This is a genomic window from Paenibacillus sp. EB106-05-06-XG162 (assembly GCF_058791655.1).
Genome location: NZ_JBYTDT010000020.1, coordinates 58,943 through 85,090, shown reverse-complemented (window position 1 = coordinate 85,090; position 26,148 = coordinate 58,943). Strand labels below are relative to the sequence as shown.

The following is a 26,148-nucleotide window of genomic DNA, read 5'->3' as shown; positions in this document are numbered from 1 at the left end:
TTCTAATAGAGGATCTTGGCTATGGCTCCTTCTTTTTTATGCCAATAGCATTTTACACAAGTATATGGACTTAGCTCTGCCCAGCCGAAATAACTGCAAAAATGCAGTTAAATCGCCCGAAGAGCCGCTACCCAGCTGAAATAACTGCAAAAATGCAGTTAAATCGCCGAAGGAATCGCTCTGCAGCTGAGATAACGGCAAATATGCAGTTAAATCGCCGAAAGAGCCGCAGCCCAGCTGAAATAACTGCAGAAATGCAGTTAAATCATCGAAAGAGCTGCTACCCAGCTGAAATAACTGCAGATATGCAGTTAAATCATTTAGAGTGAGACATCTTGCACGTTTATAGTCTAAAACTATCATCATTATAACTATTATATATTTCACGAATAACGAAAGTGATGCCAAAATAAACCTATACATGAAAGGAGAGGATTCATATGACAATCCATCACGGACAGCAGCAGTGGGATGCGAGAAATTATGACCGATCCATGTCTTTCGTATCCGGGTTTGGCCAGGAGGTTGTGCAATGGCTGAATCCACAAGCGGGCGAGCGAATTATAGACTGGGGCTGTGGGACAGGAGACTTGTCCGCGAAGATCGCGGAGAGCGGGGCGAAGATACACGGGATCGATTTTTCCCGGGAAATGATTCAAGAAGCGACGACGAAATATCCACATCTATCTTTCGAGCAAGCGGACGGTCAGCATTGGTCGACGATAGAACCTGCAGATGCGATATTCAGTAACGCGGCGCTGCACTGGATGAAGGATGCGCTGAGTACTGCTCGCGCTATGGCCAATGCGCTTCGTCCAGGCGGTAGATTGGTCGCAGAATTTGGCGGTAAAGGAAATATTGCGAGTATCTCTACCGCGCTTAAAGATGTGATGACTGCCCATGGGTGGTACGAAGAATCGATGAATCCGTGGTATTTTCCGAGTATTGGTGAATATGCTTCATTATTAGAACAGGTCGGATTCCGCGTCATGCAGGCGATTCACTTCGACCGACCAACGATCCTTCAGGATGGTGAACAGGGGATGGAGAATTGGTTGGATACGTTCGCGGGCTCATACCTGAATCATTTGACGAAGGAGCAACGTACTGTTGTCGTCCAAGAAGTTATTGAACAGACAAGGCCGCAATGCATGCAAGATGGACAGTGGGTCGCCGATTATTGCCGAATTCGCATTTATGCTGTAAGAAATGGTTAATTCCTTTGTGAGATATGACAAAAATGGATGAATACGCCGTTCTTCCGTTGCCAAGGATTGGCTTCTATTGCACAATGGGAGTTAACTCAATGGAGAGGTTGTTTGAAATGTTACAGAATTGGAAAAAGATTTTAATGCTCGCGATTCCTTCCCTCTTATCATTCGCGACGGCGACGGTAATCGGAACGGTCAATTTGATCATGGTGGGGCATCTCGGAGCGCTTATCATTGCCATTGTCGGCGTGTCGAACATTATTATGTATAACGGCTTCGCCATTTTCTCCGGTATCGGGCATACGGTGAACTATTTGGTCGCTCAGAACTATGGCGCGAATGATATGAGGACCGGGGTTAAACGGATGTATTATGCATTATATTTATGCACGTTTTTTGCAATCATATTATTAATTATGGGCTGGTTGTTCTCCGGCGTCATATTAGGCTGGACGGGCGGCTCTTCGGAGCTGGTATCTGAGGGGGAGTCCTATCTGCAGCTGCGATTCGTAGCGCTTGCGGTTGGGATGATCTCGTTCGTGTTTCATGGGTTTCTACGCGGGATTGGAGATACGAAGACTTCCATGGTCTTATCTGTGATTAGTAATGTCATCATTTTATTCCTAGTCTACGCGCTTGTCTTCGGACATTTTGGCTTACCGAAACTTGGACTTGAAGGCTCAGGCCTTGCGATTCTGATCGGGGAAGCGGTCGGCTTCTTGCTCGCGATCTATGTCTATTTCTTCCGCTTGCATCCACTCTACAACACTCGAACTTGGGTGATGCCGCGCTTCAAAGATATGGGAGAGATGATCTCCGAGAGTACGAAGCTTGGGGTGCAAGAGTTCTCGATGAGCTTATCGATGTTCATCTTTACCGTATTCGTCGCAAGACTTGGTACCGAGGCGCTCGCTGCAAATGAAGTGGCACTGAATGTCATGTCCTTTGGATTCATGCCGGCTTTTGCGTTTGGAGCGACGGCGACGATTCTGGTCGGGCAAGAGGTCGGTCGAGGACAACCACTGCGCGGACGACGTGCGGGGACGGATACGGCCATTATGGGGTCAATTTTCTTACTCGTGCTCGGAACCGTAGAGTTTATTTTCGCAGAGAATATTTCGAAGCTGTATAACAATACGGATCCAGGTGTCTTCCATACGGCGGCACAGCTCATTATGATCTCGGCGTTCTTGCAGCTGTTCGACGGATTCTTGAACTTCTATGCCGGTGGGTTGCGAGGTATAGGTGACACAACCTTCCTTCTACGTGCATCGTTAGTCGTCGCGTGGTGCCTCTTCGTTCCGTTGTCCTATTTACTGATTTTCGTAATGGATATGGGCAGTATTGGCGCTTGGATCGCGCTGTACACGTATTTAATGGTCTTTGGCCTAACCCTAATGTATCGCTTCTATCGAAAAGATTGGAGTACCATTCAGGTGAAAGGCGGAGTTCATGCCTAACTCGTTCATAGAATGAAAACATAAGAACTCTCGATTATTCGAACCATGAATGATCGGGAGTTTTTGTGTTGTATTCCGTGAAAATAGAGTGAAAGTAAAATAATGATTTACAAAAATTAATTGCACATACTATAATTAGTATACTAACTAATAAAATTTGGAGGTTTAACATGTCCTTGAGTATTTTGGATGATTCACTAGGATTTCGACTTGGCATGACCTATCGTAAAGCTTCACAAATTCTGACACAACGATTCAAGCCTTACGACATGACACCAGAGCAATATACACTGCTTGTGCGCTTAATGGAAGAAGACGGCATTAATCAGAAGGAGCTTGCGCAGCGAACAGCTCGTGATCAGCCAACATTGACGCGTATTTTGGATGTCCTGGAACGGAAAGGGCTTGTACGCAAAGAGACAGATCCGAGTGATCGTCGCGCATTTTTGCTCTACATAACCGATGAAGGGCGGAAGAAAACAGAAGAATTAATCCCGATTGAGAAGGCGTACGATAAGGAATTATTCGTTGGCATGACGCTTGAACAGATTACGCAGTTCAGACAGAGTCTGATGCTGCTCTACGAGAATGCTGAGAGATTAACATTGCATAATTACTAGACAGAAGAGGTGTCCTTGATGGAACTTGCACATGCTACAGAGGTGAAACCGTCCGCTGCCCCGAGGCTGTGGACGAAAGATTTTATATTATTAACCGTGTCTAACTTGTTTGTCTATCTGAACCTACAAATGATTACCCCCGCTTTACCCGCGTATGTATCGCAGAAATTTAACGTATCAAGCCTTATGATCAGTTTTGTCATCAGTATGTTCGCACTCTCCGCCATTGCCACCCGGATGTATGCTGGTGTTGCTGTCTCTCGGATGAGACGGGTACCACTGGTCATTGCAGGTCTCCTCATCTTCCTATTATCGACGATGACGTACTATGGTGTTGGGGCGATTGCCCTAATTATCCTCGTCCGTATCGTATACGGTGTCGGATTCGGGATTATTAGCACCACGTACGGTACCGTCGTCTCTGAGATCGTTCCCAAAAGAAGAATCGGTGAAGGGATGGGCTACTTCGGCTTATCGACAAGCTTATCAATGTCCATTGCGCCAGTCATTGGCTTATGGCTGCTTAATGACTATGGCTTTGGCACCCTTATTGTTGTTGCTTCGATTCTCATTGCGATCGTTATCCCGATCACATTCACGATCCAGATGAATCGACAAGAGAAGACAAGTCATACCGTGAAAAAGCCAATGAAGATCAAGTTCATGGATCGTGATGCCTTGCTTCCTTGCGTTTTAACTATTTTATTGTCGATCACGTACGGCGGATTGATTACGTTTATTACGATGTTGGGCAAAGAAAATGATATCCCGAATGTCGGATGGTTCTTCTTGTTCAATGCGCTTGCGGTTCTGCTCGTTCGTCCGATCTCAGGTAAAATTTATGACAGTAGAGGCCATGGCGTCGTTCTTCCAATTGGTTGTTTTATGGTTATTATCTCAATGCTATTCCTGTCATATACGACATCTCTTCCGATGTTGATTGTCTCAGCTCTTTGTTATGGCGTTGGCTACGGTGCGCTGCAGCCGTCATTGCAAGCTTGGGCGATTCAACGGGCGAAACCGGAGAATCGCGGGGTAGCCAATGGGGCGTTCTATAACTCCATCGATTTCGGGATTGCACTGGGCTCGATGACGCTCGGTATTGTTGCGCTGAAGACAAGTTATGCGATGATGTTTCGCCTCTCCTCGTTATTCATGGTATTATTTATAGTAATCTATGTTATTGCAAGAAGGAGACAGGAACAATCATGATTCGAACAGCAAGAGCAGAAGATGCAGGACAAGTAGTACCATTAATTCACACGGCAATTGGCCGCATTGCAAATACGCTGACGGGAACGACAGATGACCAAGAAGCGCTGAAAATCGTCGGAGAATTTTTTACTCAACCAGGAAATCGACTTAGTTACGAGAACACGATCGTCTATGAAGTGGATGGTCAAGTCGTAGGCTTCTTGCTAGCTTATCATGGGAGTCATTCGGAGGAATTGGACAAGCCTTTTGTGGATCGAATTCGATCGGTTAGCGGGAAAGAAGTTACATTTGTGAAGGAAGCCCATGATGATGAATATTATCTGGATTCCGTAGCTGTGAACGATGCATTCCAAGGTCAAGGGATTGGGAAGAAGCTGATGGATGCCTTCGAACATCTAGGCAAGGAACGAGGATATTCCAAATTAGCGCTGCTCGTGGAGATGGATAATGAGCCAGCATATCAATTATATGTGAAGAAAGGTTATCGCGTCGATGGCGAGATCATTGTCAGCGGCTATCATTTCCGGCATATGATCAAAAATTGCGAATAAAATAGACAGTTTGTCTAATAATTTCCATATTAATATTGGCGTTTCCTGTATGTTCCAGTCTTTATTCCTTATAATCAGGGGATAAACCTATATATATTATAAAGGGGCAGGGAATTTATGATCAACGTTTCGCAGCATCGATTGAAACAATTAGAATACACGGGTATCACGGATGAAGATCTGCAATTGCTTGCTTCCAATCAACCGGTTTTTCGCAAGGTGGTTCATCTCGTGGTTGAACGGTTATACACACAAATTCAACAACAGCCAGAACTGGTAGAATTGATCGGCAAGTTCAGTACCATTGAGCGGTTGAAGCAGACCCAATCCGATTATTGGATGTCGCTCAGTCAGGGGATTATTGATGAGGAATTCATCATAAACCGGGTCCGCATCGGCGGAGTTCATTCCCGAATCGGTCTGACAACGAATTGGTACTTGGGCACGTACATGGTGTATTTGAATATTGCTACCGAAGTACTTAAGAATGAATTGCCGAATCAATGGATTCAATTGGTGCATGCGATATCGAAAATGTTCAATTTTGATTCTCAACTGGTACTTGAAGCTTATGAGTTGAAGGAGAAAGATAAAATTCAAGTCATGGTGGACCAGAAGGAACATATGCTTCATCAAGTCAGCCTAGTCGTTCAAGAGCTGGCAGCGATGATGCTCGAACTGGATGCTAGTGCGCAGACTATTGCAGAGACGGCGATTACGACTGCGGAGTCGCAAGATCATGCCCATGAGCTCGTTGAGAGCTTAAATGTGGAAGTAGAGCAGATTACGGAAATGGGCGTACTCATTCGTGGCATCTCGAATCAGACGCATCTACTCGGCCTGAATGCAGCAATTGAAGCAGCGCATGCTGGCGAGCATGGTAGAGGGTTCGAGATTGTAGCGAATGAAGTCCGTAAGCTCGCGCTAACATCACGTCAAGCGCAGGAGCGAATCCAAGAGAAGCTGGAACAAATTGAATCCAAGCTGGTGCAGGTGAAGCAGGAGTCGGAGCAGACATCGGTGAATGCACGCCACCAAGCGGCCAGCTCGGAAGAACTTCATGCCTTCGTACAAATGATTGAGAAAGTTGCGATGGATCTCAAGGGATTAAATGAATAAGTGTATATGAAAAACAGAGGGCGCCCGTATATAAGGCGCCCTATTCTATGTGTGTTAGAAGGTGAGTAGAATGCCCGTCTTATCATCGGACATTTTGAACCGTTCGGATCGGGTGCAGTCAGGATCTTCTGCTTCCCATTTACATAATTGATCAACATATGCTTGCAGACCTTGGTGTATCACATCATGAACAAAGGCTTGTGTTTGCTCGGCATGATGCGGGTAGACGGCTTGCCAAGGATAGATACCGTCTGTGATCAGGAGCAAATGTTTCAGACCTAGTCGTGTTATTCGACCTGTTTCTAGATGATGTGCGAGTTCGGGCTGACCGTTGATGACGCTGTATCCGCCGGGCTGGTTCGAGAATCGTCGATTCCGCTGCAATTGTTCGGTGACCTCGTGTGGACGTTCCCCGTGAATCAGCGTCATGTTGTTTATGCTTTTCCACAGGTTGAGGGCCCGTTCATCATGTACTTCAACACTATCATACGTGATTGTCCGAACAAGACCATGCTCATACACTGCATAGATCATACAATCGCCGCTCTGCACCCAGTCAATATGATGAGGCTTCACGTGGACAACGGCATGGACCGCACTCCATCTCGCGCTTGCATCGTGGATGTCGGCCTGCGCTTCAAGCATGGTGGCTCGCAGCTGATCATTGGCCGCCATGGTTCGTTCAACTAGGGGTGTAGAATGGATGGGGGAGATGAAATGCTCCGCGACAAGCTGTGCTGCAATCTGACCTGAGCTGGTGCTGGTATGATGCGTAGGAACAAGGCTCGAGACGCCATCCACCACCCCATGAATATGCTGATCCCCGTTAATAATGATGGCATCTTCGTTATAGGTGCCTTGCCCTTTACGATGAATTTGCTCGATGTGCATAGGATATGCCTCCGTTTCTCCACGAAATGTACAATATACATTCTAACATTGCCTTAGAAGATATGTGGAAATATGGTATAATAGGAGTAAGGAAACAACGAAATCGTTATCTGTAAGTTTAGTTTGAGAACGCTTACCGACAGGCCGAGGAGGGAGTTCTATGTGGACATTCTGGAAGAGAAACAAACCGAATCAAGAGCCGGCACGTATCCAAACGACGTTGAAAGATATTGAGAAGGCTGTTATTCAATTTGAAGCCAATCTACCGAAAAATGTGAAACGTACCATTCTCGTGGACCAAGATAATCGAATTAACAGTGCACGACTCGTTCCTTATTTAGGTGGAATACCAATTGAAAATTATTATATGAGTACGCAAACGTATGAAATCTTTACAGAAGAGGATCAGTTGATTCCACATTACTTGGACATTGTTCAAGAAGCTGTCGATGCTTATGTCGATGACAATCACAAATTGCCGGTTATGCAGGATTGCGCGGATGGTCGCGTGCATTATGAATTGCTTATGCAACAATTCTACTTGAAAGAGAAACCTCCATTTCCGCTATACATTACGGATGAGGAAAATATGTTGAGCCATCATCCATAATCATGTATCATGTCATGTGTTGGCATCCAATTGAAGCAGGAGCATCCTCCGAGGGAATAGCGATGGGGATGCTCCTTTTTATACCCAAATTGACTTTTCATGGCTGTGTAACTATAATCGTTACAACATAAATAGCTGTAGACAGAGGAGGAAATGAGGATGATTAGCAGTCGTTTTTCCGTTGCGGTTCATATTTTGACGCTGCTTGAACTTCATAAATCAGGACGTATAACATCTGAACTTATCGCAGGAAGTGTAAATACGAATCCCGTCGTCATCAGACGTATGATGAGTTTATTAAATAAAGCAGGATTAATCCATTCCAGTCCGGGTGTAGCCGGCGCAAAGTTAGTCCGTCCACTGCATGAAATTACGCTGCTGGACGTATATCGCGCGGTTCAGGTTGGCGTTCAAGAAGAGCTGTTCGCGATTCATGAGAATCCGAACCCTGCTTGTATTGTGGGCAAAAATATTCAGAGTACCTTAGAGATGAATTTCGCCAAAGCGCAGCAAGCGATGGAACAAGAGCTTGCACGCGTGACATTGGATCAAGTGGCGAATGATATTTTGCACGCACAGTCATAAATTATTGTTGTTCACGATACGCGCTTGGCGTCATGTGTATATATTTGCGAAATTGATTAATGAAATGATTATAGTTGTGAAACCCCACATCCTGACTCACTTCAAATGCGCTCCGATCGGTATGCCTAAGGAGCAACGCAGCTTGACGGATCCGCATTTGATTGAGCATCTCGACGATGGAGCATCCCGTATTTTCTTTAAATACATGTGATAGCCTTGAGGAAGACAGTCCGACTTTTCTCGCGATAGCATCTACCTTCAGGGGTTCGCGAATATGCTGTGAGAGGAGGTATAGCACTTCTTCCACACGTGCATCTCGCTTCTGCATGTCTCGTTGTGCGAGTAGCATGAGGATTTCACGTAAGGCATTATAACCGAGCTCCTGGGCATAGGGTCCACCTTCCGTAGAATCGGTGATAATCCGCTCGAATGCATGACTTATCCGGTTCTGGGCGGATTCATTCTCTATCGATTGTTGATGGATCTCTTGATGTGGCAGTAAATGCTTCTCAATGCGTTGATCGGAGAAATGTATCCATACCATGTCCCAATGTGCACCTTCTCGTGTTCCGTAGTGCTGCGGAATATCTGGCTTCAATAGCGTCACATCGCCAGCCCGGCAAGTTACTTGCATGTTAGGCGTGATCACGTAACCCTCACCGCCGAGCGTATAGATCATGAGCCAATCCTTCCGTCCGTGTGGCCGCTTGGATACATAAGTGTCTGGTACATCGAAATGTCCAGCAATGATTAAATCTTGTTCCGCCTCGATCGTCCTCTTGGTCCGCTCCTGATGCATTCGAGCCCCTCCATCCGCATATAACGTATCTTCATTATCATATGATGCAGCAAGGCTATCGACAAGAAGAATAGCAGAATTGTGTGAGAGATTAGCAGGATCGATGATTTAGATCCAGCGATCTCTAGAATATACTGTAGGAAATGATGGAAGGAAGCTCAAGGGAGGCGCTGATGATGTCGTACGAGATACGCGTGTTAACGAAGGAACAGAAGGATCAGTTTGAGCAAGAAGGATATTTGATTGTGAAGGGTTTATTCACGGATGTGGATGTGCGGACCATTGAAGAGACATTTGACATCATAAGCAGACAGATGATTCCTGGACATTTTGAACCCCAATTGGATGCGGATGTGAACGACCCATTAGCACGCTACCCGCGTGTAATGCATCCCCATCGATTTAATGATACAGCGAAGAATTATATGCTTTATTCCCCTGTACTGGATGTCTTAAGGGACCTCTACGAGGAAGAACCGCTTGCGGCACAGAGTATGTTCTACTACAAGCCCCCAGGCTCCAGAGGACAAGCGCTGCATCAAGATAATTTCTACTTGAAAGTAGAGCCAGGCAACTGCATCGCCGCGTGGACAGCGATCGATGCGGCGGATGAAGAGAATGGCGGCATGCTGATCGTGCCGAAGACGAACCATTACGACATTGTGTGTCCTGATCGAGCAGATCAACAAGAATCCTTCACGACGCATTACGTCAAACCGCCCAAAGATCAGAAAGCGATTCCAGCCGTGATGGATAAAGGCGACGTATTATTTTTCAACGGGAATTTAATTCATGGTTCCTATCGTAACAAATCGAAAGATCGGTTCCGGCGAGCGTTCATTTGTCATTATGCGAACGCTTCAGCAGCGCAAATCGGTGAATTCTATCGGCCGTTATTCCGCGCAGACGGGACAGAGATGGACCTCGGAATCAATCCGGATGGGGGACCGTGCGGCATTCTATTCGACACGGCGTATCCGCATTAATCGCAATATCTAATAAAACAGATTACGTCAAGGATATGACTTATTTCCTATTCGAATTGAAGAATCTGAATATTTTGGAAGTTTTATTTCAATAAGTATGGTATTCTTTGAGAATATCATACTTTTTTTTGTGTTGGATGAAAGGAACGGAATGACCCATGGAAGCTTCATATATTGTCGAATCCAAAAAAAGATGCCTGGAACAAGGAATGACACCGAGCGCCATTCCCTTCTCGAAGAATCGCCTCTGTGAAGAAGAACTTCTTCGAATTCGGAATAACTATCGTGAAGTGATATCGGTAATGAATTTTTTCGGCGAGAAGACCAGATCTCAACTTGATGGGATTCCGATTCTCATCGCGCTAACCGATGGTCAAGGCTACATTATTGACTTTGTCGGCAATGAGAAAATTCGAAGTCTAGTGAACGAGATCGGGATGGAAGTAGGCACCCTGATGGGCGAGGAAGATTTCGGGACCAATGCCGTACATCTTGCGTTGCAGGAACAGAAACCGATTGAGCTTCTAGGCTGTGATCATTTTCACGAACATATGCATATTACCGCTTGCTATAGTGTTCCTTTTCAAGTTAATCAGGCAGATCATTTGGCAGGTACAGTCTCCATGATGACCTTCGTTGAACATCATAGTCGGTTTACGCTTCCACTCCTCTCGAATATGGTTGACTCGATGGAACGTGAAATTGAGCTGCGAAGAACGAACCATAATAAAGATATTATGAATCATACCTTAATTAGGAGTGTCAATAACGGCATCATTATTACCGATGCAGAGGGGTACATTACGGAATGCAACCAATTGATTGAGCGGATTATGAATCGTAAGCGTACTTCGATGATCGGAAGATGGATCTGTGACGTTGAACCCTTTGCGAGTTATATGTGTGATGTCATCCTATATGGTAACCGATTTGAAAATCAAGAATGCACATTCTTGCTATCTGCGAATAAGCGCATTACATGTATACTCGATGCGATACCCGTCGTGAATGACCATCAGGAATTAACAGGGGCCTACTTGCAGCTTCGCGATATTACGGAGCGTAATGAGCTTGAGAATCAGATGTTGACGTATGAGAAATTCTCAGCCATCGGGAAGCTTGCTGCCGGCATTGCGCATGAGATCCGTAATCCTCTCACATCGATTATGGGCTTCATTCAATTGCTTCGCGAGAAGCCGTTGTCTCGTGAAATGCATGTTCGTTACCTGGAGATTGTCTATGGTGAATTGCTTGATCTGAAGCGGCTGGTGTCTGACTTCGTACTCATGGCTAAGCCGAGCTCTCCTGAGAAGAAGGAGCATATCCTGCAAGATGTCGTGATTGAGACGATGCAGTTCATGACCAGCCAGGCGAATTTCAACAACATCATTCTAACGACAGATTTATACGAGTCACCGCTTCCGATTTATATCGATTCGGTTCAAATTAAGCAGGTGCTGATCAATCTAATCCAAAATGCGTTCGAAGCGATGCCGAAGGGCGGTCAGGTCGATATTCGACTGACCTGCAATAAGAAGCAGAATACGGCGGTGATTACGATTCGGGATTACGGGGTCGGGATCTCGAAAGATCAGATGAAGAACGTCTTTAACCCCTTCTTCACGACGAAGGAGAATGGGCTTGGACTTGGACTATCGATCTGCTATCGCATTATCGAGAACCATAATGGCAAAATACAAATTAAAGCCAGCGAGGAGCGAGGGACGAAGTTCAGTATAACGCTCCCACTGCCTAAATAAAGATAGAGCCTGTACACCATGCGAAGCGTGGTGTACAGGCTCTTATTAATTGATAGCCTCGATGAGCTCTACCTCATCCAACGGGAGATTTACGCGGAAGATCGAGCCTTCGCCTAACGTACTTCGAACTTCGAGCGAACCTCCATGATCTTGGGCGATTTTCTGACAGAGGGATAATCCAAGGCCTGTGCCGTTATCTTTGGTGGTATAGAACGGATTGAATATTTTGGTGAGATGATGTTCCGCGATTCCGCATCCCGTATCCCGAATCTCGATGATCACCTTATTATGAATCTGCGATACTTGAATGTAGATATCCCCGGGCTCCTCCATCGCCTCAAAGGCATTACGGACAAGATTCAATAACACCTGTACAATTTTGTCACGATCCATATGGATATGTAAGGAGACACCGATGGGCTCATAATAGATGCGGTGACCGCGGAATGCGGCTTCTGACTCCACGAGATATAACAATCGATCCATCACATGTGCGATGGGCTCAGGCTTCATATTGCCAATATGAGGCTTCGAGAACTGCAAGAATTCCGCGGTTAGTTCATTCATGCGCGTTATCTCACTCATAATGGTATCGAACCAGGGGCGAATATTGTAATCATGATGCATCGAAATTTGCATGAAGCCTTTGATTGTTGTGAGGGGGTTGCGAATTTCGTGTGCCATCCCTGCAGCGAGTTCACCGACGGCTTTGAGCTTCTCAGTTCGGAACATATTCTCTTCGCGTTTGAACCAGAGCTTGCGTCGATTCTGGAAGAGCTTCTCTTCCGCGAATGTGATAATCTCTTGTGCGCTTTCGGCTTCTTGCGGGAAAAACGTTGTACTGTGTGTGACTTGGAACCCAAGCATATTCGAATCGAGAACGTCCGTAATTTCTTGATGAATATTATCGAAAGGGGGCAGGACAAGCGCGAACCGGTCTCCTGCATATCTAGACATCGCTTTGGCATTCGGAAAATACGAGCGTAACAACTGAGCGATTTTGGCCAAAATTTCATTGCCGTTCTGTGTACTCTCGTGGTTGATGGATTTGAAATCTTGCAGGTCTAGGAGGAGCAGCACAAAAGGTTCTTTGCGTTTCACATCGTTCTGAATGGATTTCATATAGCCTTCATAATTGAGTAGTCCGGTGACAGAGTCGTGGGTGCTAAGGAATTGAAACTTCTCACGAAGTCGTTTCTTCTCCATCTCGGAGACGTGAACAAAGTAGTAGAGGAGGAGAACGATTACAAAGGTTAGGATATCAAATATGGACACGAGCATCTGGTAGGTATTAATGGGTCGATAAGTTAAGTTAATTAACGTATATTGCATGGCATAGAGCAGCGTGGTGAGCACCGAATCTCTGAATTTATTCTTTCGCTGTATGGTGATAATGATCAGAATACAGTAGAGAAGTTGACACCAATTCAGACTGCTGCTCCAATGGAATACCCCGAGTAGAATGATCTGGAGCGGCTGCAATCCTGGGAACTTCTTGTCGAGAAGGATACTGAACACGAATAGACATCCCGTGATGATTAAGAGATAGATGTTCGTTGCTGTATGAAGAAAGATGGACGATAAAATGACGAATACACTGATGGAGGGAACAAAAAATTGTCTGATTATATTAATAATCAATCTCACACACCCCAGACTCGCAAGGATCGATCAAATCTACTTCGATTCTATTATAAATGAGAAAGCTTCAAAAGAATATCGAAAGTTGTCGAGTCTTTCGGCATAAAAATACGATCTCCTCCATAATGGGAGAAGACCGTAAATAAGTGTCGGTTAAAGAAATTTTCGCGCTTGTTTTCTACCATCGTAGGTAAATAGAACTTTTTTATCTTCGACAAAAGTTTCGAGGTGAACGGGTTTGCCCCATAACTGATAAACAAACGGCAGCGTCCGCTCCAAATACTTCAGATCCAGCTCAATCCCCTCATACTGATGCTTCAAATAGATTTCTCCGGTCCGCATGAAATCGCCATCCTGTACGACAAGGAATGGGAACCCGCCATTTACTCTAGAGTAGACCAATTGATCCCGAATATTCATCCATGCTTTATCGGTAATTTTCCACTCGCTGCCTTTCTTCTCGAACACATAAAGATCCAGATCCTCTGTTAGCTGCTTCGTCAAATAATTGCGGATGAACGATGTATCGGAGTCCAGCTCTCTGACTTCAAATAGCTTTGCCCGTCCCTGTCCTGGTACGCGGTGCAGCCGATCACGTTCCTCTTGCGTTGGCTGATCCCAACGGCGCTCGATATCTTCGAATATTTTGAGCCCTAAGTAATAAGGGTTGAGGCTGTTCTTCGACGGCTGAACGACCGATGAATTCAGCTTCGCAAATTCAACGGTCTCTTCACTCGTGAGGTCAAGTTCGCGGAGAATGCGTTGATGCCAGTAGGAAGCCCAGCCTTCGTTGCGCTAAGGTGCTTTTTACATAGTTTGTTGAGGTGGAGCAAGGAGTGGAGCTGTTCATAGCTAGATCATCCGACATCCATTAAGCGATAAGGAAAGCCTAACCCCTGTATAAGGAGTTAGGCTTTTGGCGTTCAGTCCGTTATGTCTGGGGTTGGATTATTTTGCGCCATCGTTATTTGGTAGTTTGAATCGCTATCTCTACCGAGCTTCTGCTGTAGCCATATGTCTGCCGCTGCACGTTTTAGACGAATTTCAAAATCATTGAGGCGATTCAATAGAAGTTCTGAGAATGAGTGCATTTGCAAGTCGGATAATGATGTGAAGCTGCTCTGTTCGTTATGATGTTCAATTGTAAAACGGACTTTGAGTTGCCCCATAACATCACCTCGATCTAATCTATGCGGCAAGGTCGAAGGGACAACCCTATCATTTAGCATATATATAAGAGGACAGGCATAGGTATGACATGGGGGGGGGGAAGTCATGAGCGGAAAACAACGGAAAAATGAAGCATATAATATCCGTTCTGTGGCTTTATACTGCCGGGTTTCTACCGATGAGCAAGCAAGAGAGGGCGTCTCACTGGATGAACAGCAGGAACGGTTAAAAGCTTATTGCCGGGCAATGGGCTGGACGGATCAGGTTCAGCTTTTCGTCGATGACGGTTATTCAGCTAAGAACTTGGATCGACCAGAGTTAAAGCGGTTGCTGCATGCGGTAAAGAGTGGACGCGTATCTCGCATCATGGTCACCAAGCTCGATCGGATGAGTAGGCGACTGCTAGATTTGCTGAATCTAATCGACATGTTTCAAAATTGCGAGGTTTCTTTTGTATCCATTAGCGAATCTTTTGATACCAACACACCATCTGGTCGCCTTACGCTACAGGTTCTAGGAGCAGTTGCTGAGTTTGAGAGGGAACGTATTCGTGAACGCGTGTTTGAAAATATGTATCACGCCGCCACCACTGGAAAATGGTTAACGCAAAGTCCGTATGGGTATGACCTATTGGATAAGTCCTTAGTTATTAATGAAAAGGAAGCAGATATAGTAAGGCGGGTATACGACTTGTACCTGAATGAAGGGCTCGGGTTTTATTCCATTGCGAAGCGATTAAATGAGGAGGGCATTCCATCCAGACAGCGGAAAGAGTGGTCAATTCGAGCGATTAAGTTGATGTTAACGAATCCTGCTTATAAAGGTACATTGGTCTGGAATCGGAAAGATTCGAGCAAATCAAAGCGTAAAGATAAGGATGAATCGGAGTGGGTGAACGTGGAAGATTGTCTACCGGTCATTATTGAGGAGCCAATATGGGAAAGTGTGCAAAGACGAATGGGACAGACGACGATGGCTCCAAGAGCTCAGACAAGTCCTCACCTGTTGGGCGGTATGCTAAGATGTGGGAATTGTGGGTCGGGAATGAGTATTGGCTTCTCAGGTTCTCCTAGTAAACGATATCGTGTGTATCGCTGTTCAGCGAATAAGAATAAAGGTACTTGTACGAGTAAGCAATATCGTGCCGATTCGGTAGAGGAATGGTTTAAAGATGGATTGCTGCAGATCGTTGAAGATACTTCCGGTATCCTGATAATCATGGCGAAGGAAGCGGTTGTGAAGTCGGAGAGGGATCAGCTTGAGCAAAAGGTAAACACTGCTAAAGCGCGCTATAAGCGGAAAGTCGAAGCCTATACTTCGGGCTTAATTGAGCTGGACGATTTAAATGAGGAGAAAGCAAGGCTAGATCAGATTTTATCTGGGTTGGAGAAGATGGATCATGGGGAAGTCGAAGCGGTAGATATGGGACAGGTTCAGAAGGAGTTAAACGAAAAAGTGAACAATATCATTAGCGCAATGAATTTGCTTCCGGTCGAGCAAGCGAAAGGAATAATTCAAACGTTGATACAATATGTGATCGTGCATGGAGATGAAGATATTGAGATGAAATTACAGCCACTATAAATGCTGTTAAGAATGCCCCCGCCGGATACGGACGGGGGTTAAGTTTATTCATTTTGTGGTTGAGGAGGTTCATCGTCGAGCATTTCATACAAAACCTCAGTATCGTTAGGTAGATCGAAGGCGTAGCAGGGGGTGGAGTTGATGACAAGCTCGTAAACTTTGCTCAGTCCGAAGTCGTACTGCATCTTCATTTTGTTGAACGTCTTATCGAAGTATAATTAATATGAAAAATAGGGGAGGGTTTATTCGTAGTTCCAATCGATTGTAAGGGGGCCTTTTTTTCCTCTAAATATAACGTTCTTGATGATTTTTTTAACAGCTACCTTTTGTTCTTGTTCAGTGAACGAGTCCCAAGACTCGCCAATCTCTTTCATTAAGATTAATGCAGCTTCGGAGTCGATAACCTCATCCGATGCATCAATAATGTCATCCATATCATTCTCAATGGATTCTGCCTGTTCTTCTAACTTTTTTATTCGATCACTGACAGCGGATGCTTTTATATCTCCGTTTTGGATGGCATCGTATAAATTTTCTAGACTTGTGTTAATCTTTTCGAGCTGCAGCTGTAATTGCTCTAATCCATTATCCTTGTTCTCATCGTGATCAAGCTTATTCTCATTCAACTTGGCAATGAATTTTTCGGGGTGTACAGCAATTGCTTTTATTTGACTAACTACATATGCCTCTACCTTTTCTCTACTCAAATAACCAACTCTACATCTCACGTCGGTTTTTAAGTCCTTACCTCTCACATGTTGTGATGCACAAGCATAAAGTTCATAATCATAGACCTTATCGCCTCTTTTCGTTACACGCTTAACATGGACTACATTTCCACCACAATTGCCACACTTCAATAATCCAGTTAATAAGTATTCTCCAAGTGGTGTAATTCCTTCTTTTCGTTTTTTCACCTCCTTTTGTACGGTTTCCCATGTATCAACATCAATGATGGGATCGTGTAGCCCCTTTACAATTTTACCTGCATTACTCAACATTCCTTTGTAAACGGGGCGACTAAGCATATCTCTCACGATGTTGGTCAATTGTTCTATTCTTTACTCTTTTCTGAGCCCATTCCGCAATAGCTAATCTTGAATGTCCTTCAAGATATTTTTTATAAATTTCTCTGACAATTCTTGCTTCGGATTCAATGATAAGCAGCTCCTGAGTTTCTTTATTCCAGTCATATCCGAAAGGGATCCTTCCGCCGTACCATCCTTCGTTCACTCTTTGTCTTCGCCCCAATGTCAATCGTTCTATAATCATGTCACGATCTAACTGTGCGAAAACAGCCAAAACCCCTAGTATTGCTTTTCCAAATGGGGTGGATGTATCAATTTTTTCTTGATGCGAATTAAAAGTTACGTTGTGGTTTTCAAATTCGTCTTCAATCAATTGAAGTATATCCTTCTGTTTCCTGCTCAATCGATCTAATTTATAGACAAGAACAGAATTGATCTTTTTTTCCTTGATATGCCTTAGCATTCTTTTGAGCGCTGGACGCTCCGTATTTGTCCCCGTATAACCATCGTCTATATAAAGCTTATAGTCTCATCCCAACCGTTTGATTTACAGTATAAAATTAATTTTTCTTTTTGTGCATCAATGGAAAAGCCGTGTTCTGCTTGTTCATCAGTCGAAACCCTAATATATAAAGCTACAGTCAAATAAATCACCTCATAAATTTATGACTATGATTCTTAGTTGGACGAAGGTTGTTCTTTAGAAAGCTTATTCGTCGACATCCCAAAATAGTTGTATTTAATCATCCCTTTCCTGGGGTGGCTGTCACTAATTACAAAAAGTTTAAGGGCAGTCCACATCCATCACTATCATATCTTTAACTGAGGGAGGGGTTGGGATGCACATTTCTGAATTTTCGCAGGAAACACAGGATTTAATTTATGAGTTATGTTTCAGAGCAAGAATGCGGGCGATCAAGAATGGAACATATCCCCCTAAAGAAGCTGTTGCTCAAACTGGCACAAATGAATCGACGGTGGTTACAGATGAATCTGAAGGATCAATTATCTCCGCTGGTTAGCGGGTCTTTTTTTAATAGACAAGCTTATTGAGTGATATGGAGAAATTATCTTCGATTAATGGGGAGACTGTTACGGGGAATCTTACTCTTAATGGATTCTATCATTTCTGTATGTTTAAGTGTATGGAATGTATTAGATGATATGGATGTCAGTCCGCTTCAAAGAGATAGGAAGTTAGGTAAGTAGGCACTTGTCTAGAGTGTGATCATTATTAAAATAATGATTACAAATTTATGATAGTGACGAGAGTGTTACGCAAACACAAGTAATGATGGTAGTGCTTCGTTTGAAGTTAAATGAATAATTAACATATTATTCATTTTGAATTTGAAAAATTTATTGCACAGAATTATAACTTTTGAGCGGAATTGAATTTGCATACATTGTAAAAAAAGGTATAACAAAATATGCTATAATATGCGTATATTAACTAATAGTTGAGGGGATATTAAATGAGCGACTCTACTCAAAGGTTTACTGAGTTTGATAAAGATAGTTTTCTAGATGCTGTTGAATCATTAAAAAAGTACCGCAGAGCAGATTTAATTGATGACAAAGGAAGAAATTTATTAGATGTACTTTACACAGATTTACTTCCAAATGATCACATATTAAAAAAATCACTAAGAGATAATACTACTTTTCTCATAGGTAGAAAAGGTACTGGCAAATCAACGATTTTTTTAAAAATGGAACGAGAACTAAGGAAAAAAAAGAATTATTTACCTTGTTATATAGATGTTAAAACAGTATTTGAATCATCACAGACGCAATTAATAAATTTAGATTATTTAAAGGATCAACTTAATCCTGAGGGGCTTACAAAATACTTAATTGAAAGAACATTTATTCAAAACATCCTCTTAGAAATTACTAATGAGATTAGCAAAAAATCTACTTCTTTTTTTGGAAAGATTGCTAATAAACTATCAATAGGGAAATCTGAGCAAGTAAAACAGAGTTTGTTAAATCTTAAACAAAGAATAGAGGATAATGAATTTTTAAAAGAGATTGAGATTCCTGTATTTATGGAAAAAAACACAAAAAGAAGGCAAAGTGATCAGAATTCAACCCAAAAAGCATTTAAGTTAGGTTCTTTTGAATACAATTCGAGTAAAAAAATTGGTGTGACAGAAACAAAATTGAAATCAGATTCTGGATTTGAATTATCGAAGAATAATGCTACTTCTCAAGAAATTGAAAATGAGTTTTCCGATATACTTTTAAAAGTATTTCAGATTAAAGAGATTATTACAGAAATTAAAGACATACTTAAAACAATTGAAATAAAACATTTATTTGTTTTGTTAGATGATTTATCAGAAATTGAAGATGATTCAATAAAAACATTTGTAGATACAATTATTGCTCCTCTTAATAATTGGTCAGAAGAATTTATAAAATTTAAAGTAGCAGTTTACCCAAATCGTATTCATTATGGGAAAATCGATCCGGGAAAAATTGACACAATAAATCTTGATTTCTATAACCTATATTCTGAATTTGATAGAAATAAAATGGAAGAAAGTGCTGTTGATTTCACCAAAAGATTAATCGAGAAGAGAATTAAGCATTATACTGGCAATGAAACGGAATATTACTTTGATATTTCAAAGGTTGATATTACAGAATATTATGAACTGCTATTTCAAGTATCAATGAATGTGCCACGAATTATAGGGTATATCCTTTCTTACTGCCATCAAAATAGACTAATATTTGATAAATTAATAACAAAAAGTGATATTGAATCAGCGGCGCAAAAATATTATTTAGATAAAATTAAACCATTTTTCTTTACAACAACATACTCCTTGATGTCAATAGATGAAAAAGTCTCAACTCTCCAATTAAAAGAGTTGGTAGAAATAATTGTGAATAAATTGAGTGATATCAAAAAGAGAATTCAAGTAAAGGAGTTAAGAGGCACAACCTATGTTTCAAATTTCCCATTTGCAAGTCATTTTCATTTTGATCCAAGACTAGAAAAGTTTCTGAGTACTTTAGAATTAAATTATTTTATTAGCAAGTATTCTGAACAAAGTGATAAAGATGGAAAACACTCGTCCGTATATTGTATTAATTATGGGTTAGCTATGGAAAATAATTTACTGTGGGGTAAACCAAAAGGTTCTGTTTATAGAAAATACTTCATTGAGAGACCATTTTATTTTAGTAAATACATTGAAGAATTTTTGAAAAATTCAAAAAAAATCCATTGTATTAATCCTGAATGTAGCAAGTCGTTTGATATGTCTGATCTACCATTTATAGAATTTAATAATAACAAATGTAATGTATGTAGCTCACCTGTAATAGTGGAATCTATATCTGACAGTATAATTGAAGAGATCAATGAAATTGACTCAACTAAATTACTTCCGCCTCAAGAAATGAAAATACTCCTAGAATTATCTAAATCTGATGAATATAAGTTAGCAAGAGATATTGCTGAGGAATTAGACTATCATTCAAATTTAGTTGCAAGAAGAGGTAAAATACTTGATGAAAAGGCAAAGTTAATTGAGCGTAAAAAAGATACTAAGCCATATAAGTATAGAATCACAAAAAAAGCTAAAGAGTTATATTTTAACAATTAACTTTCGCTATTTAAAATACCGACTTCCCCTTAGAATAGTTTGAAAGTCCAAATCGCGAACTTTGTCTGCATTCAAGAAAAATAATCCCGCCGAGAGTTCGTGGATCACCTGTTTTCAATAGCTCAAATTCCATAACTAGATTAGCAGCTGAATTCAATTGGCTGGTCACTCTAAAATTTTCTTCGACATTGTCCGTAGAGACAATGTCGAAGAAGGTTTAAGTATTATTAATTTAATGTAGTAATCTGCATAATTAGAAAATAACGCTCGTATAAGAGCACCTGCTATATCAATTTTATATTTTAAATAATCGATTCTCATCTTTACAAAAACTTCCTTGTCTGCTTCCGTCCATCATACGTAAACTGCACTTTTTTATCCTCTACAAACGTCTCCAAATGAATTGGTTTCCCCCACAATTGGCATACAAACGGCAGGGTCCGTTCTAAGTATTTGAGATCTAGCTCAATGCCTTCATAGTGATGCTTTAAGTACAATTCTCCTGTACGCATGAAATCTCCATCCTGCACGACTAAGTATGGAAAGCCACCATTGACACGCGAGTACACGAGTTTGATCATCGCTTTCCTGGAAGTTCCGCTCTTTTCTTCTTTCCACTCTTTATACGATTTTGAAACAGCGTGTTTATTCTCTGGAATAATGTCGAGATTGTATTCCTTAGCCAACTCATCCGATAAGCGTCTCGCATCTTTTAAACTTTCCTTACAGGCATTAAATTTCTTGCCGCGCAACGATACGGAATTGATAATAACGTGATTGTGCAGGTGCCCCTTATCGATATGCGTGCTGATGATATACTGGTATTGATCACCGAACATTTTCTTCGCCCACTTCAGACCAATCTCATGAGCTCGGTATGGACTCTGGATTTCATGTGGTTTAAAGGACTGTACAAAATGAAAGCCTTGCAAGCCGTTTTCTTTGCCATAGTGCGTTTTGATTTTCATCATTTGCTTATAGGCCAGTCGATCATTGGTTGCATAGTTCATACCGGAAACTAGACAGCCATACTCTGTTTTTTTGACGTTGACGATATATTTTAAGGAGCGATTTAATGTTTGGCGAATCGTAATTTGCTTTACGTAAGGCATGGAATCACCTCTCTGTTAAGTCGGGGGTTAGGGGCACACCCCTAAAAAATCCGGAAGTGTGGCTACACTTCCAATGCTTGCTATCCCTTCCCCATCATTCTTCCTACTCTCATCATATTTGCAGCCAAATAAAGAAAGTCCCATAACATGGGCCTTCCTTCAAAGAGAAATATATAACTAAGAAATCAAAGGGCTAAATCGCCCATGGTACTGTACCCCGTATGTGAGACAACAATCAAAACACTTTACATGATTCATGCGACCAGTCGTCGGAATTGCACCGGCGACTGGTTATTTAGTTTTGTTTGAATACGAATTGAGTTATAGTATTTGCAGTCTCGAACGGTCTGTTCAACGATTGCCGTCTATCTACGGGTGAGCTCTTCGAGATAGAAATAGAGCATTTCAGACTTAAGCGAGAAATGAAACGATCTTATGGGGTATTATCACTGGGCGTTCCCTTTCGGAACATGCTCATGGTAATGCCTTTTTCTTTTACCGTCTTTTGATACGCCTCAGAGGTGTAAACACTGCCTTGATTGCTATGCAGCATCGTTCCTGGTATTTAAGGCAGTTGATGTAATCTATCTAATATAAATGTGGTATCCTATGTATTTGTTATACTGTACGCCACGATCTAACCGTTAAACAAGTCAATTATGTTTGAGAAGTACAGCAATTTTCTGCCGAGTGGTAAATAGGTAATGTCAGTTACGTGTTTCTGCATAGGTTTCTTAGCTTGAAAATAGCGTTTAAACAAGTTAACGTTTTTTTCTCTGATGTAGAGCGCCTTGGTTTTCTAGAAAGACCTAATCTATTCATTTTAAATTATACAGTCATTCTGTTTGGGGGATATAGAAACACGCGAAGAGTAGTATTTTATTATATATGGAAGTTTCAATCTTTTTCCTTTAAAATAGTTGAGAACAGTTTGTTTGTTCTGGCCATTCAAACTGAAGAATAGAGGGGATTTGGAATTTAAAGACCTATGTCAAATATTCCTTATTTTTACGAGCTATAAAGCTAGCAATACAGCTAGAGGAAAGGAATCGGAATTAATAGTGATAAATATTCCTGATTTTTTTGATGATTACCATTTACCGGATGGAGAACACGAGTGCACAATCAAGGAAATCGAACATAGGTTTCTATTTACTGCAGAGCGACATGAAGTTTGGGCGAAATTCAAAGATTTTCTTTCACGTCTTCAAAATTTAGGACTTCAGCCTGAATGTATACTAATTGATGGAAGTTTTGTGACTGGTCGCCAAAAGCCAGGTGATGTTGATTTTGGATTACTTATACGACCTGAGATTATGGAAAGTGCCTTACAGTCATGCAGCGAAGAAGACAAGATGTTAATAAAGTATTTAATGAATCCAGATAATCAGTATGAAATTTCTCGCCAATTTGGAACACATTTATGTTTAGCTTTCAATAATGAATTACTCGATGATATATCGTATATATTTAGAAAAGGACTATTTGATGAGTTGCCCGCCCCAAATCCAGAACGTGATCCTTCCTGGGTTAAACGCCCTAAGGCTAAGGGAATACTGAAAGTAATTCTTTCATGAAAGGGGTGCATAAAAATGAAGGATCATCTGCATGAGATTCAAGAACTTTCAGAACGGTTAAAAAAATCTAAACAAAATTTATCAGATTTGCGTGAGAAATACCGAGATAAACCCGAGATATTAGCAATTTATGAACCCTCGACCATAATGGTAATAAATCGTTTAGAGAACCATTTGAAGGAACTTTTAACTAATAACCTAGGCATTTCTGTCGAGCCTTCAATTGTAAACCAAGCTGATTTTTGGGTAAGTATAGAGGGAGAAGAGTTTCAAAAAGGGTCCGGTCCAATAGGCCAAGTAGGGGTATATCTGACTAAGTTGAGTAATGCTAATAAGCAAGCTATTGCCTTAATAAAGGAAAAACTCGGACTTGATTTTAAGTCAGCTGAACTCCCATCATTAAATCTATTTGCTACTGCGCCTGGGAGTCTCAAACTTGGTTTGAAACGTTCAAGTATAAAAGTCCCGGAACCCCAATATCAACTAGATTTTTTTGAGGAATTTAAAGGTCCCTGGGAATTAACAAAAGAAACATTAGTTGATAATAATATTGTTACCGAGGGTTTTCAACTTCTTGTAAAAGCAATTGCTTCAATTCAAGATGATGAGGTTTTAGAAGATCTAATGAAGAAATATGAAGAGAAGGAGTTAATTAAAATTCTCCATTACGCTAAGGAGTTGGCTCCTTCTGCGCGATCACCTATCGAATATGTTAAGTTTGAAGGTGAAAGTCTTGGCATACGTAATAACATGATAAAAACTGATAAGCATACAAGGAAGTTAATAACAGATAGAGCTAAAAAAATAGACCCGAATAGAGAATACATTGAAGGTGTTGCGTTTATTGATGCGGCAGATATAACTCACCGAGTGGTAATAGCTCGACCATTAAAGTACGAGGACAAAGTTCATGATGAGATACGTTGTACTTTCTTAAAACCGTTATCGACGGAAGAATTTAAATCATTATTTGTTAAGCAACAAGTAGGTGTTGCTGGATATATTGTGTATGACAAAAATAATGAAAAGCTGCTTCGACTAGAGATTGATCAAATAAGTTTTCCGGAAGAGGGTATAGAGTAATACAAACAATAATGTCCCGTCTCATTATATGGAGGGAGATGGAATGTCTCTTATTAAAACATTGTGAGAATGAGGATCAAACAATTAATATTACATTATTTTTCTCAATCGATGTTATAACCCATTTGAAAATCCTTCTTCTCAAGATGAAGATACCAAACTATCCAATCCTAATAATGCTGTGGATGCTGAAAATACGATAACGGAATACATTACTGACTACAACTATGAACGGTTATACAAAAAACAAAGCGATCGCCCCCTGTTGAATTCATTCAGGGAAGCGATCGCTTTTTATTTAATTTGATTTTATCTGACTACATAACGTGGGAAGAATAAAAATGTTTTCATATACATTCTGGTTCGCCTTGCTGAAGCTCCAATGGGTAAAGTGGGTAGGCATACCGTATGCTCTATACTATTTTGAAAGTCTAATGATCCTCCTGCAACCATCCATTCATGAGGTTGAAAGCTCAGTGTGTTGGACAGGATGGAAGCTAGAGGGAGTGATGGAAATGACCATTTTATTCAGCTTGGCGTTCTTAACAATGTGTATGTTGTGGTATCTGTATTACAATCAAAAAAAGATGTTAGAGAGCTACCGAGCAAATGCACTCGATGCCTTCTCGTCTCACGAGGATATGAAAGAAACGCTTCGGATTGGTCTGTACAACCGATTTAAACGAGATTTGGAGCAGCAGAAGGAGGAAGATCCGTTAGTTGGTAGAGTTATGGCTGCAGCATTTGGAAGTGCAGCGAGAGAGTATTGCTAGGTTGAATCCGGTTCCGCAAACGTAAGATAATCAGCGAACGGCATCATCATTAATGAGATACACTCGATGTATATGCTATAATTCAAGGAAGTTGGAATCCCATAAGTTCGCAACGGCTTGCTTAAACATGTTACAATTAGTTAAGTGTTAAACACATAATCAGAAGGAGGTCGAACATCGTGTCAAATCCGGATGAGAAGAAAATCCATAGCTATCAAGATTGGCTTACATGGGACGGAACATGGGAGTTAATTGATGGAAAAGCTTATAATATGTCGCCGGCTCCAACCTCATTGCATCAATTTATTGTAGGAGAGCTTCATTTCGCCCTTCGGACATTCTTTCAGAATCGGAGCTGCTTTGTGTTCGTTGCTCCATTTGATGTATTTTTCAGCGAAAGTGAAGAATATGAGTCACCTGATCATGTCACTCAGCCGGATCTTTCGGTTGTATGCTCGAAGGACCAAATATCCAAGAACGGCTGTCACGGTGCGCCGACTATAATCATTGAAGTGCTGTCGCCTTCCACCGCATTGAAGGATTTTAATGAGAAGTTCAACTTATATCAAAAACATGGGGTGCAGGAATACTGGATCGTCGATCCTGGGAATCGAACGGTTCATGTATATGCGCTACAGGATGGCAGTTACCAGGTACGTCATTTATATACGGAGCAGGAAACGATCCAATCCATCGTCTTTAAAGATTTACATGTGCCTATGAACACACTGTTCAGTCTATAATAACAAA

At 41.7% G+C, this 26,148-nt stretch carries 25 protein-coding genes and 3 pseudogenes; 17 read left to right on the top strand and 11 right to left on the bottom strand.

Features of this window, described 5'->3' with window-relative positions; translation table 11 throughout:
• Positions 1–440: 440 nt before the first annotated feature.
• The 6 genes from AC3WU2_RS27305 (at position 441) to AC3WU2_RS27280 (ending at position 6,176) form a co-directional block, all read left to right on the top strand.
• Positions 441–1,217, top strand: a complete 777-nt coding sequence (locus AC3WU2_RS27305) for a class I SAM-dependent methyltransferase (protein WP_492458097.1) — start codon at positions 441–443, stop codon at positions 1,215–1,217.
• Positions 1,218–1,324: 107 nt separating this feature from the next.
• Positions 1,325–2,671 (top strand): MATE family efflux transporter, encoded by a 1,347-nt coding sequence (locus tag AC3WU2_RS27300; protein WP_492458096.1) that lies wholly within the window; start codon positions 1,325–1,327, stop codon positions 2,669–2,671.
• 170 nt (positions 2,672–2,841) lie between these two features.
• Entirely contained in the window at positions 2,842–3,291 is a 450-nt protein-coding gene (locus AC3WU2_RS27295; protein WP_492458095.1) for a MarR family winged helix-turn-helix transcriptional regulator, read from the top strand.
• 18 nt (positions 3,292–3,309) lie between these two features.
• On the top strand, positions 3,310–4,503 hold the full coding sequence (locus AC3WU2_RS27290; protein ID WP_492458094.1) for an MFS transporter: 1,194 nt from the start codon (positions 3,310–3,312) through the stop codon (positions 4,501–4,503).
• Entirely contained in the window at positions 4,500–5,057 is a 558-nt protein-coding gene (locus tag AC3WU2_RS27285; protein WP_492458093.1) for a GNAT family N-acetyltransferase, read from the top strand. The genes AC3WU2_RS27290 and AC3WU2_RS27285 overlap by 4 nt, the downstream gene beginning before the upstream one ends.
• Positions 5,058–5,174: 117 nt before the next feature.
• Entirely contained in the window at positions 5,175–6,176 is a 1,002-nt protein-coding gene (locus tag AC3WU2_RS27280; protein ID WP_492458092.1) for a protoglobin domain-containing protein, read from the top strand.
• 54 nt (positions 6,177–6,230) lie between these two features.
• On the opposite strand, the gene AC3WU2_RS27275 is transcribed toward AC3WU2_RS27280, so the two are convergent.
• Positions 6,231–7,067: a protein phosphatase 2C domain-containing protein gene (locus AC3WU2_RS27275; RefSeq protein WP_492458091.1), complete on the bottom strand. Its 837-nt coding sequence runs from the start codon at positions 7,065–7,067 to the stop codon at positions 6,231–6,233.
• 160 nt (positions 7,068–7,227) lie between these two features.
• On the opposite strand from AC3WU2_RS27275, the gene AC3WU2_RS27270 reads away from it, so the two are divergent.
• Together AC3WU2_RS27270 and AC3WU2_RS27265 are read left to right on the top strand one after the other, a co-directional pair.
• Positions 7,228–7,677 carry a DUF3939 domain-containing protein gene (locus tag AC3WU2_RS27270; RefSeq protein ID WP_492458090.1) on the top strand — a complete coding sequence of 150 codons (450 nt, stop codon included), beginning with the start codon at positions 7,228–7,230 and terminating at the stop codon, positions 7,675–7,677.
• A gap of 159 nt (positions 7,678–7,836) precedes the next feature.
• Entirely contained in the window at positions 7,837–8,262 is a 426-nt protein-coding gene (locus AC3WU2_RS27265) for an Rrf2 family transcriptional regulator (RefSeq protein WP_492458089.1), read from the top strand.
• A 1-nt stretch (position 8,263) separates the two neighbouring features.
• On the opposite strand, the gene AC3WU2_RS27260 is transcribed toward AC3WU2_RS27265, so the two are convergent.
• Positions 8,264–9,061: a helix-turn-helix domain-containing protein gene (locus AC3WU2_RS27260; protein WP_492458088.1), complete on the bottom strand. Its 798-nt coding sequence runs from the start codon at positions 9,059–9,061 to the stop codon at positions 8,264–8,266.
• Positions 9,062–9,237: 176 nt separating this feature from the next.
• Between AC3WU2_RS27260 and AC3WU2_RS27255 the strand changes: the two genes are divergently transcribed.
• Positions 9,238–10,047 carry a phytanoyl-CoA dioxygenase family protein gene (locus AC3WU2_RS27255; protein WP_492458099.1) on the top strand — a complete coding sequence of 270 codons (810 nt, stop codon included), beginning with the start codon at positions 9,238–9,240 and terminating at the stop codon, positions 10,045–10,047.
• A gap of 158 nt (positions 10,048–10,205) precedes the next feature.
• Positions 10,206–11,807 (top strand): ATP-binding protein, encoded by a 1,602-nt coding sequence (locus AC3WU2_RS27250; protein ID WP_492458087.1) that lies wholly within the window; start codon positions 10,206–10,208, stop codon positions 11,805–11,807.
• Positions 11,808–11,852: 45 nt separating this feature from the next.
• Here the strand turns inward: AC3WU2_RS27250 and AC3WU2_RS27245 are convergent, their stop codons facing one another.
• From AC3WU2_RS27245 to AC3WU2_RS27235, 3 genes and pseudogenes are all read right to left on the bottom strand, one after another.
• The gene (locus tag AC3WU2_RS27245; protein WP_492458086.1) at positions 11,853–13,454 is read right to left on the bottom strand and encodes an ATP-binding protein; all 1,602 of its coding nucleotides are present in this window, start codon (positions 13,452–13,454) and stop codon (positions 11,853–11,855) included.
• Between the two features lie 147 nt (positions 13,455–13,601).
• Positions 13,602–14,240 (bottom strand): annotated as a pseudogene (locus tag AC3WU2_RS27240) (SpoVR family protein); the annotation flags it as partial.
• A 131-nt stretch (positions 14,241–14,371) separates the two neighbouring features.
• A complete protein-coding gene (locus AC3WU2_RS27235; RefSeq protein ID WP_492458085.1) occupies positions 14,372–14,617 on the bottom strand; it encodes a hypothetical protein in 246 nt (81 codons plus the stop codon).
• A gap of 106 nt (positions 14,618–14,723) precedes the next feature.
• On the opposite strand from AC3WU2_RS27235, the gene AC3WU2_RS27230 reads away from it, so the two are divergent.
• On the top strand, positions 14,724–16,202 hold the full coding sequence (locus tag AC3WU2_RS27230) for a recombinase family protein (protein WP_492458084.1): 1,479 nt from the start codon (positions 14,724–14,726) through the stop codon (positions 16,200–16,202).
• 77 nt (positions 16,203–16,279) lie between these two features.
• Here AC3WU2_RS27230 and AC3WU2_RS27225 read toward each other — a convergent pair.
• From AC3WU2_RS27225 to AC3WU2_RS27210, 4 genes and pseudogenes are all read right to left on the bottom strand, one after another.
• Positions 16,280–16,414 (bottom strand): annotated as a pseudogene (locus tag AC3WU2_RS27225) (SpoVR family protein); the annotation flags it as partial.
• Between the two features lie 30 nt (positions 16,415–16,444).
• A complete protein-coding gene (locus tag AC3WU2_RS27220) occupies positions 16,445–17,251 on the bottom strand; it encodes a recombinase zinc beta ribbon domain-containing protein (protein ID WP_492458083.1) in 807 nt (268 codons plus the stop codon).
• Positions 17,223–17,693, bottom strand: a complete 471-nt coding sequence (locus AC3WU2_RS27215) for a recombinase family protein (protein WP_492458082.1) — start codon at positions 17,691–17,693, stop codon at positions 17,223–17,225. Before AC3WU2_RS27215 ends, AC3WU2_RS27220 begins: the two co-directional genes overlap by 29 nt.
• Positions 17,694–17,740: 47 nt before the next feature.
• Positions 17,741–17,884, bottom strand: coding sequence for a recombinase family protein (locus AC3WU2_RS27210; protein WP_492458081.1), 144 nt, complete (start codon positions 17,882–17,884; stop codon positions 17,741–17,743).
• Positions 17,885–18,069: 185 nt separating this feature from the next.
• On the opposite strand from AC3WU2_RS27210, the gene AC3WU2_RS27205 reads away from it, so the two are divergent.
• Positions 18,070–18,252, top strand: coding sequence for a hypothetical protein (locus tag AC3WU2_RS27205; RefSeq protein ID WP_492458080.1), 183 nt, complete (start codon positions 18,070–18,072; stop codon positions 18,250–18,252).
• A 453-nt stretch (positions 18,253–18,705) separates the two neighbouring features.
• The gene (locus tag AC3WU2_RS27200; RefSeq protein ID WP_492458079.1) at positions 18,706–20,853 is read left to right on the top strand and encodes a hypothetical protein; all 2,148 of its coding nucleotides are present in this window, start codon (positions 18,706–18,708) and stop codon (positions 20,851–20,853) included.
• Positions 20,854–21,176: 323 nt separating this feature from the next.
• On the opposite strand, the gene AC3WU2_RS27195 is transcribed toward AC3WU2_RS27200, so the two are convergent.
• Together AC3WU2_RS27195 and AC3WU2_RS27190 are read right to left on the bottom strand one after the other, a co-directional pair.
• On the bottom strand, positions 21,177–21,965 hold the full coding sequence (locus AC3WU2_RS27195) for a relaxase/mobilization nuclease domain-containing protein (RefSeq protein ID WP_492458078.1): 789 nt from the start codon (positions 21,963–21,965) through the stop codon (positions 21,177–21,179).
• Positions 21,966–22,219: 254 nt separating this feature from the next.
• Positions 22,220–22,728, bottom strand: a pseudogene (locus AC3WU2_RS27190) (DDE-type integrase/transposase/recombinase); the annotation flags it as partial.
• Positions 22,729–22,936: 208 nt separating this feature from the next.
• Between AC3WU2_RS27190 and AC3WU2_RS27185 the strand changes: the two are divergent.
• From AC3WU2_RS27185 to AC3WU2_RS27170, 4 genes are all read left to right on the top strand, one after another.
• Positions 22,937–23,542: a DUF6932 family protein gene (locus tag AC3WU2_RS27185; protein ID WP_492458077.1), complete on the top strand. Its 606-nt coding sequence runs from the start codon at positions 22,937–22,939 to the stop codon at positions 23,540–23,542.
• Positions 23,543–23,557: 15 nt separating this feature from the next.
• Entirely contained in the window at positions 23,558–24,625 is a 1,068-nt protein-coding gene (locus AC3WU2_RS27180) for a hypothetical protein (RefSeq protein ID WP_492458076.1), read from the top strand.
• A gap of 515 nt (positions 24,626–25,140) precedes the next feature.
• The gene (locus AC3WU2_RS27175; RefSeq protein ID WP_492458075.1) at positions 25,141–25,398 is read left to right on the top strand and encodes a hypothetical protein; all 258 of its coding nucleotides are present in this window, start codon (positions 25,141–25,143) and stop codon (positions 25,396–25,398) included.
• A 179-nt stretch (positions 25,399–25,577) separates the two neighbouring features.
• Positions 25,578–26,141 (top strand): Uma2 family endonuclease, encoded by a 564-nt coding sequence (locus tag AC3WU2_RS27170; protein WP_492458074.1) that lies wholly within the window; start codon positions 25,578–25,580, stop codon positions 26,139–26,141.
• The last annotated feature ends 7 nt before the right edge of the window (positions 26,142–26,148 follow it).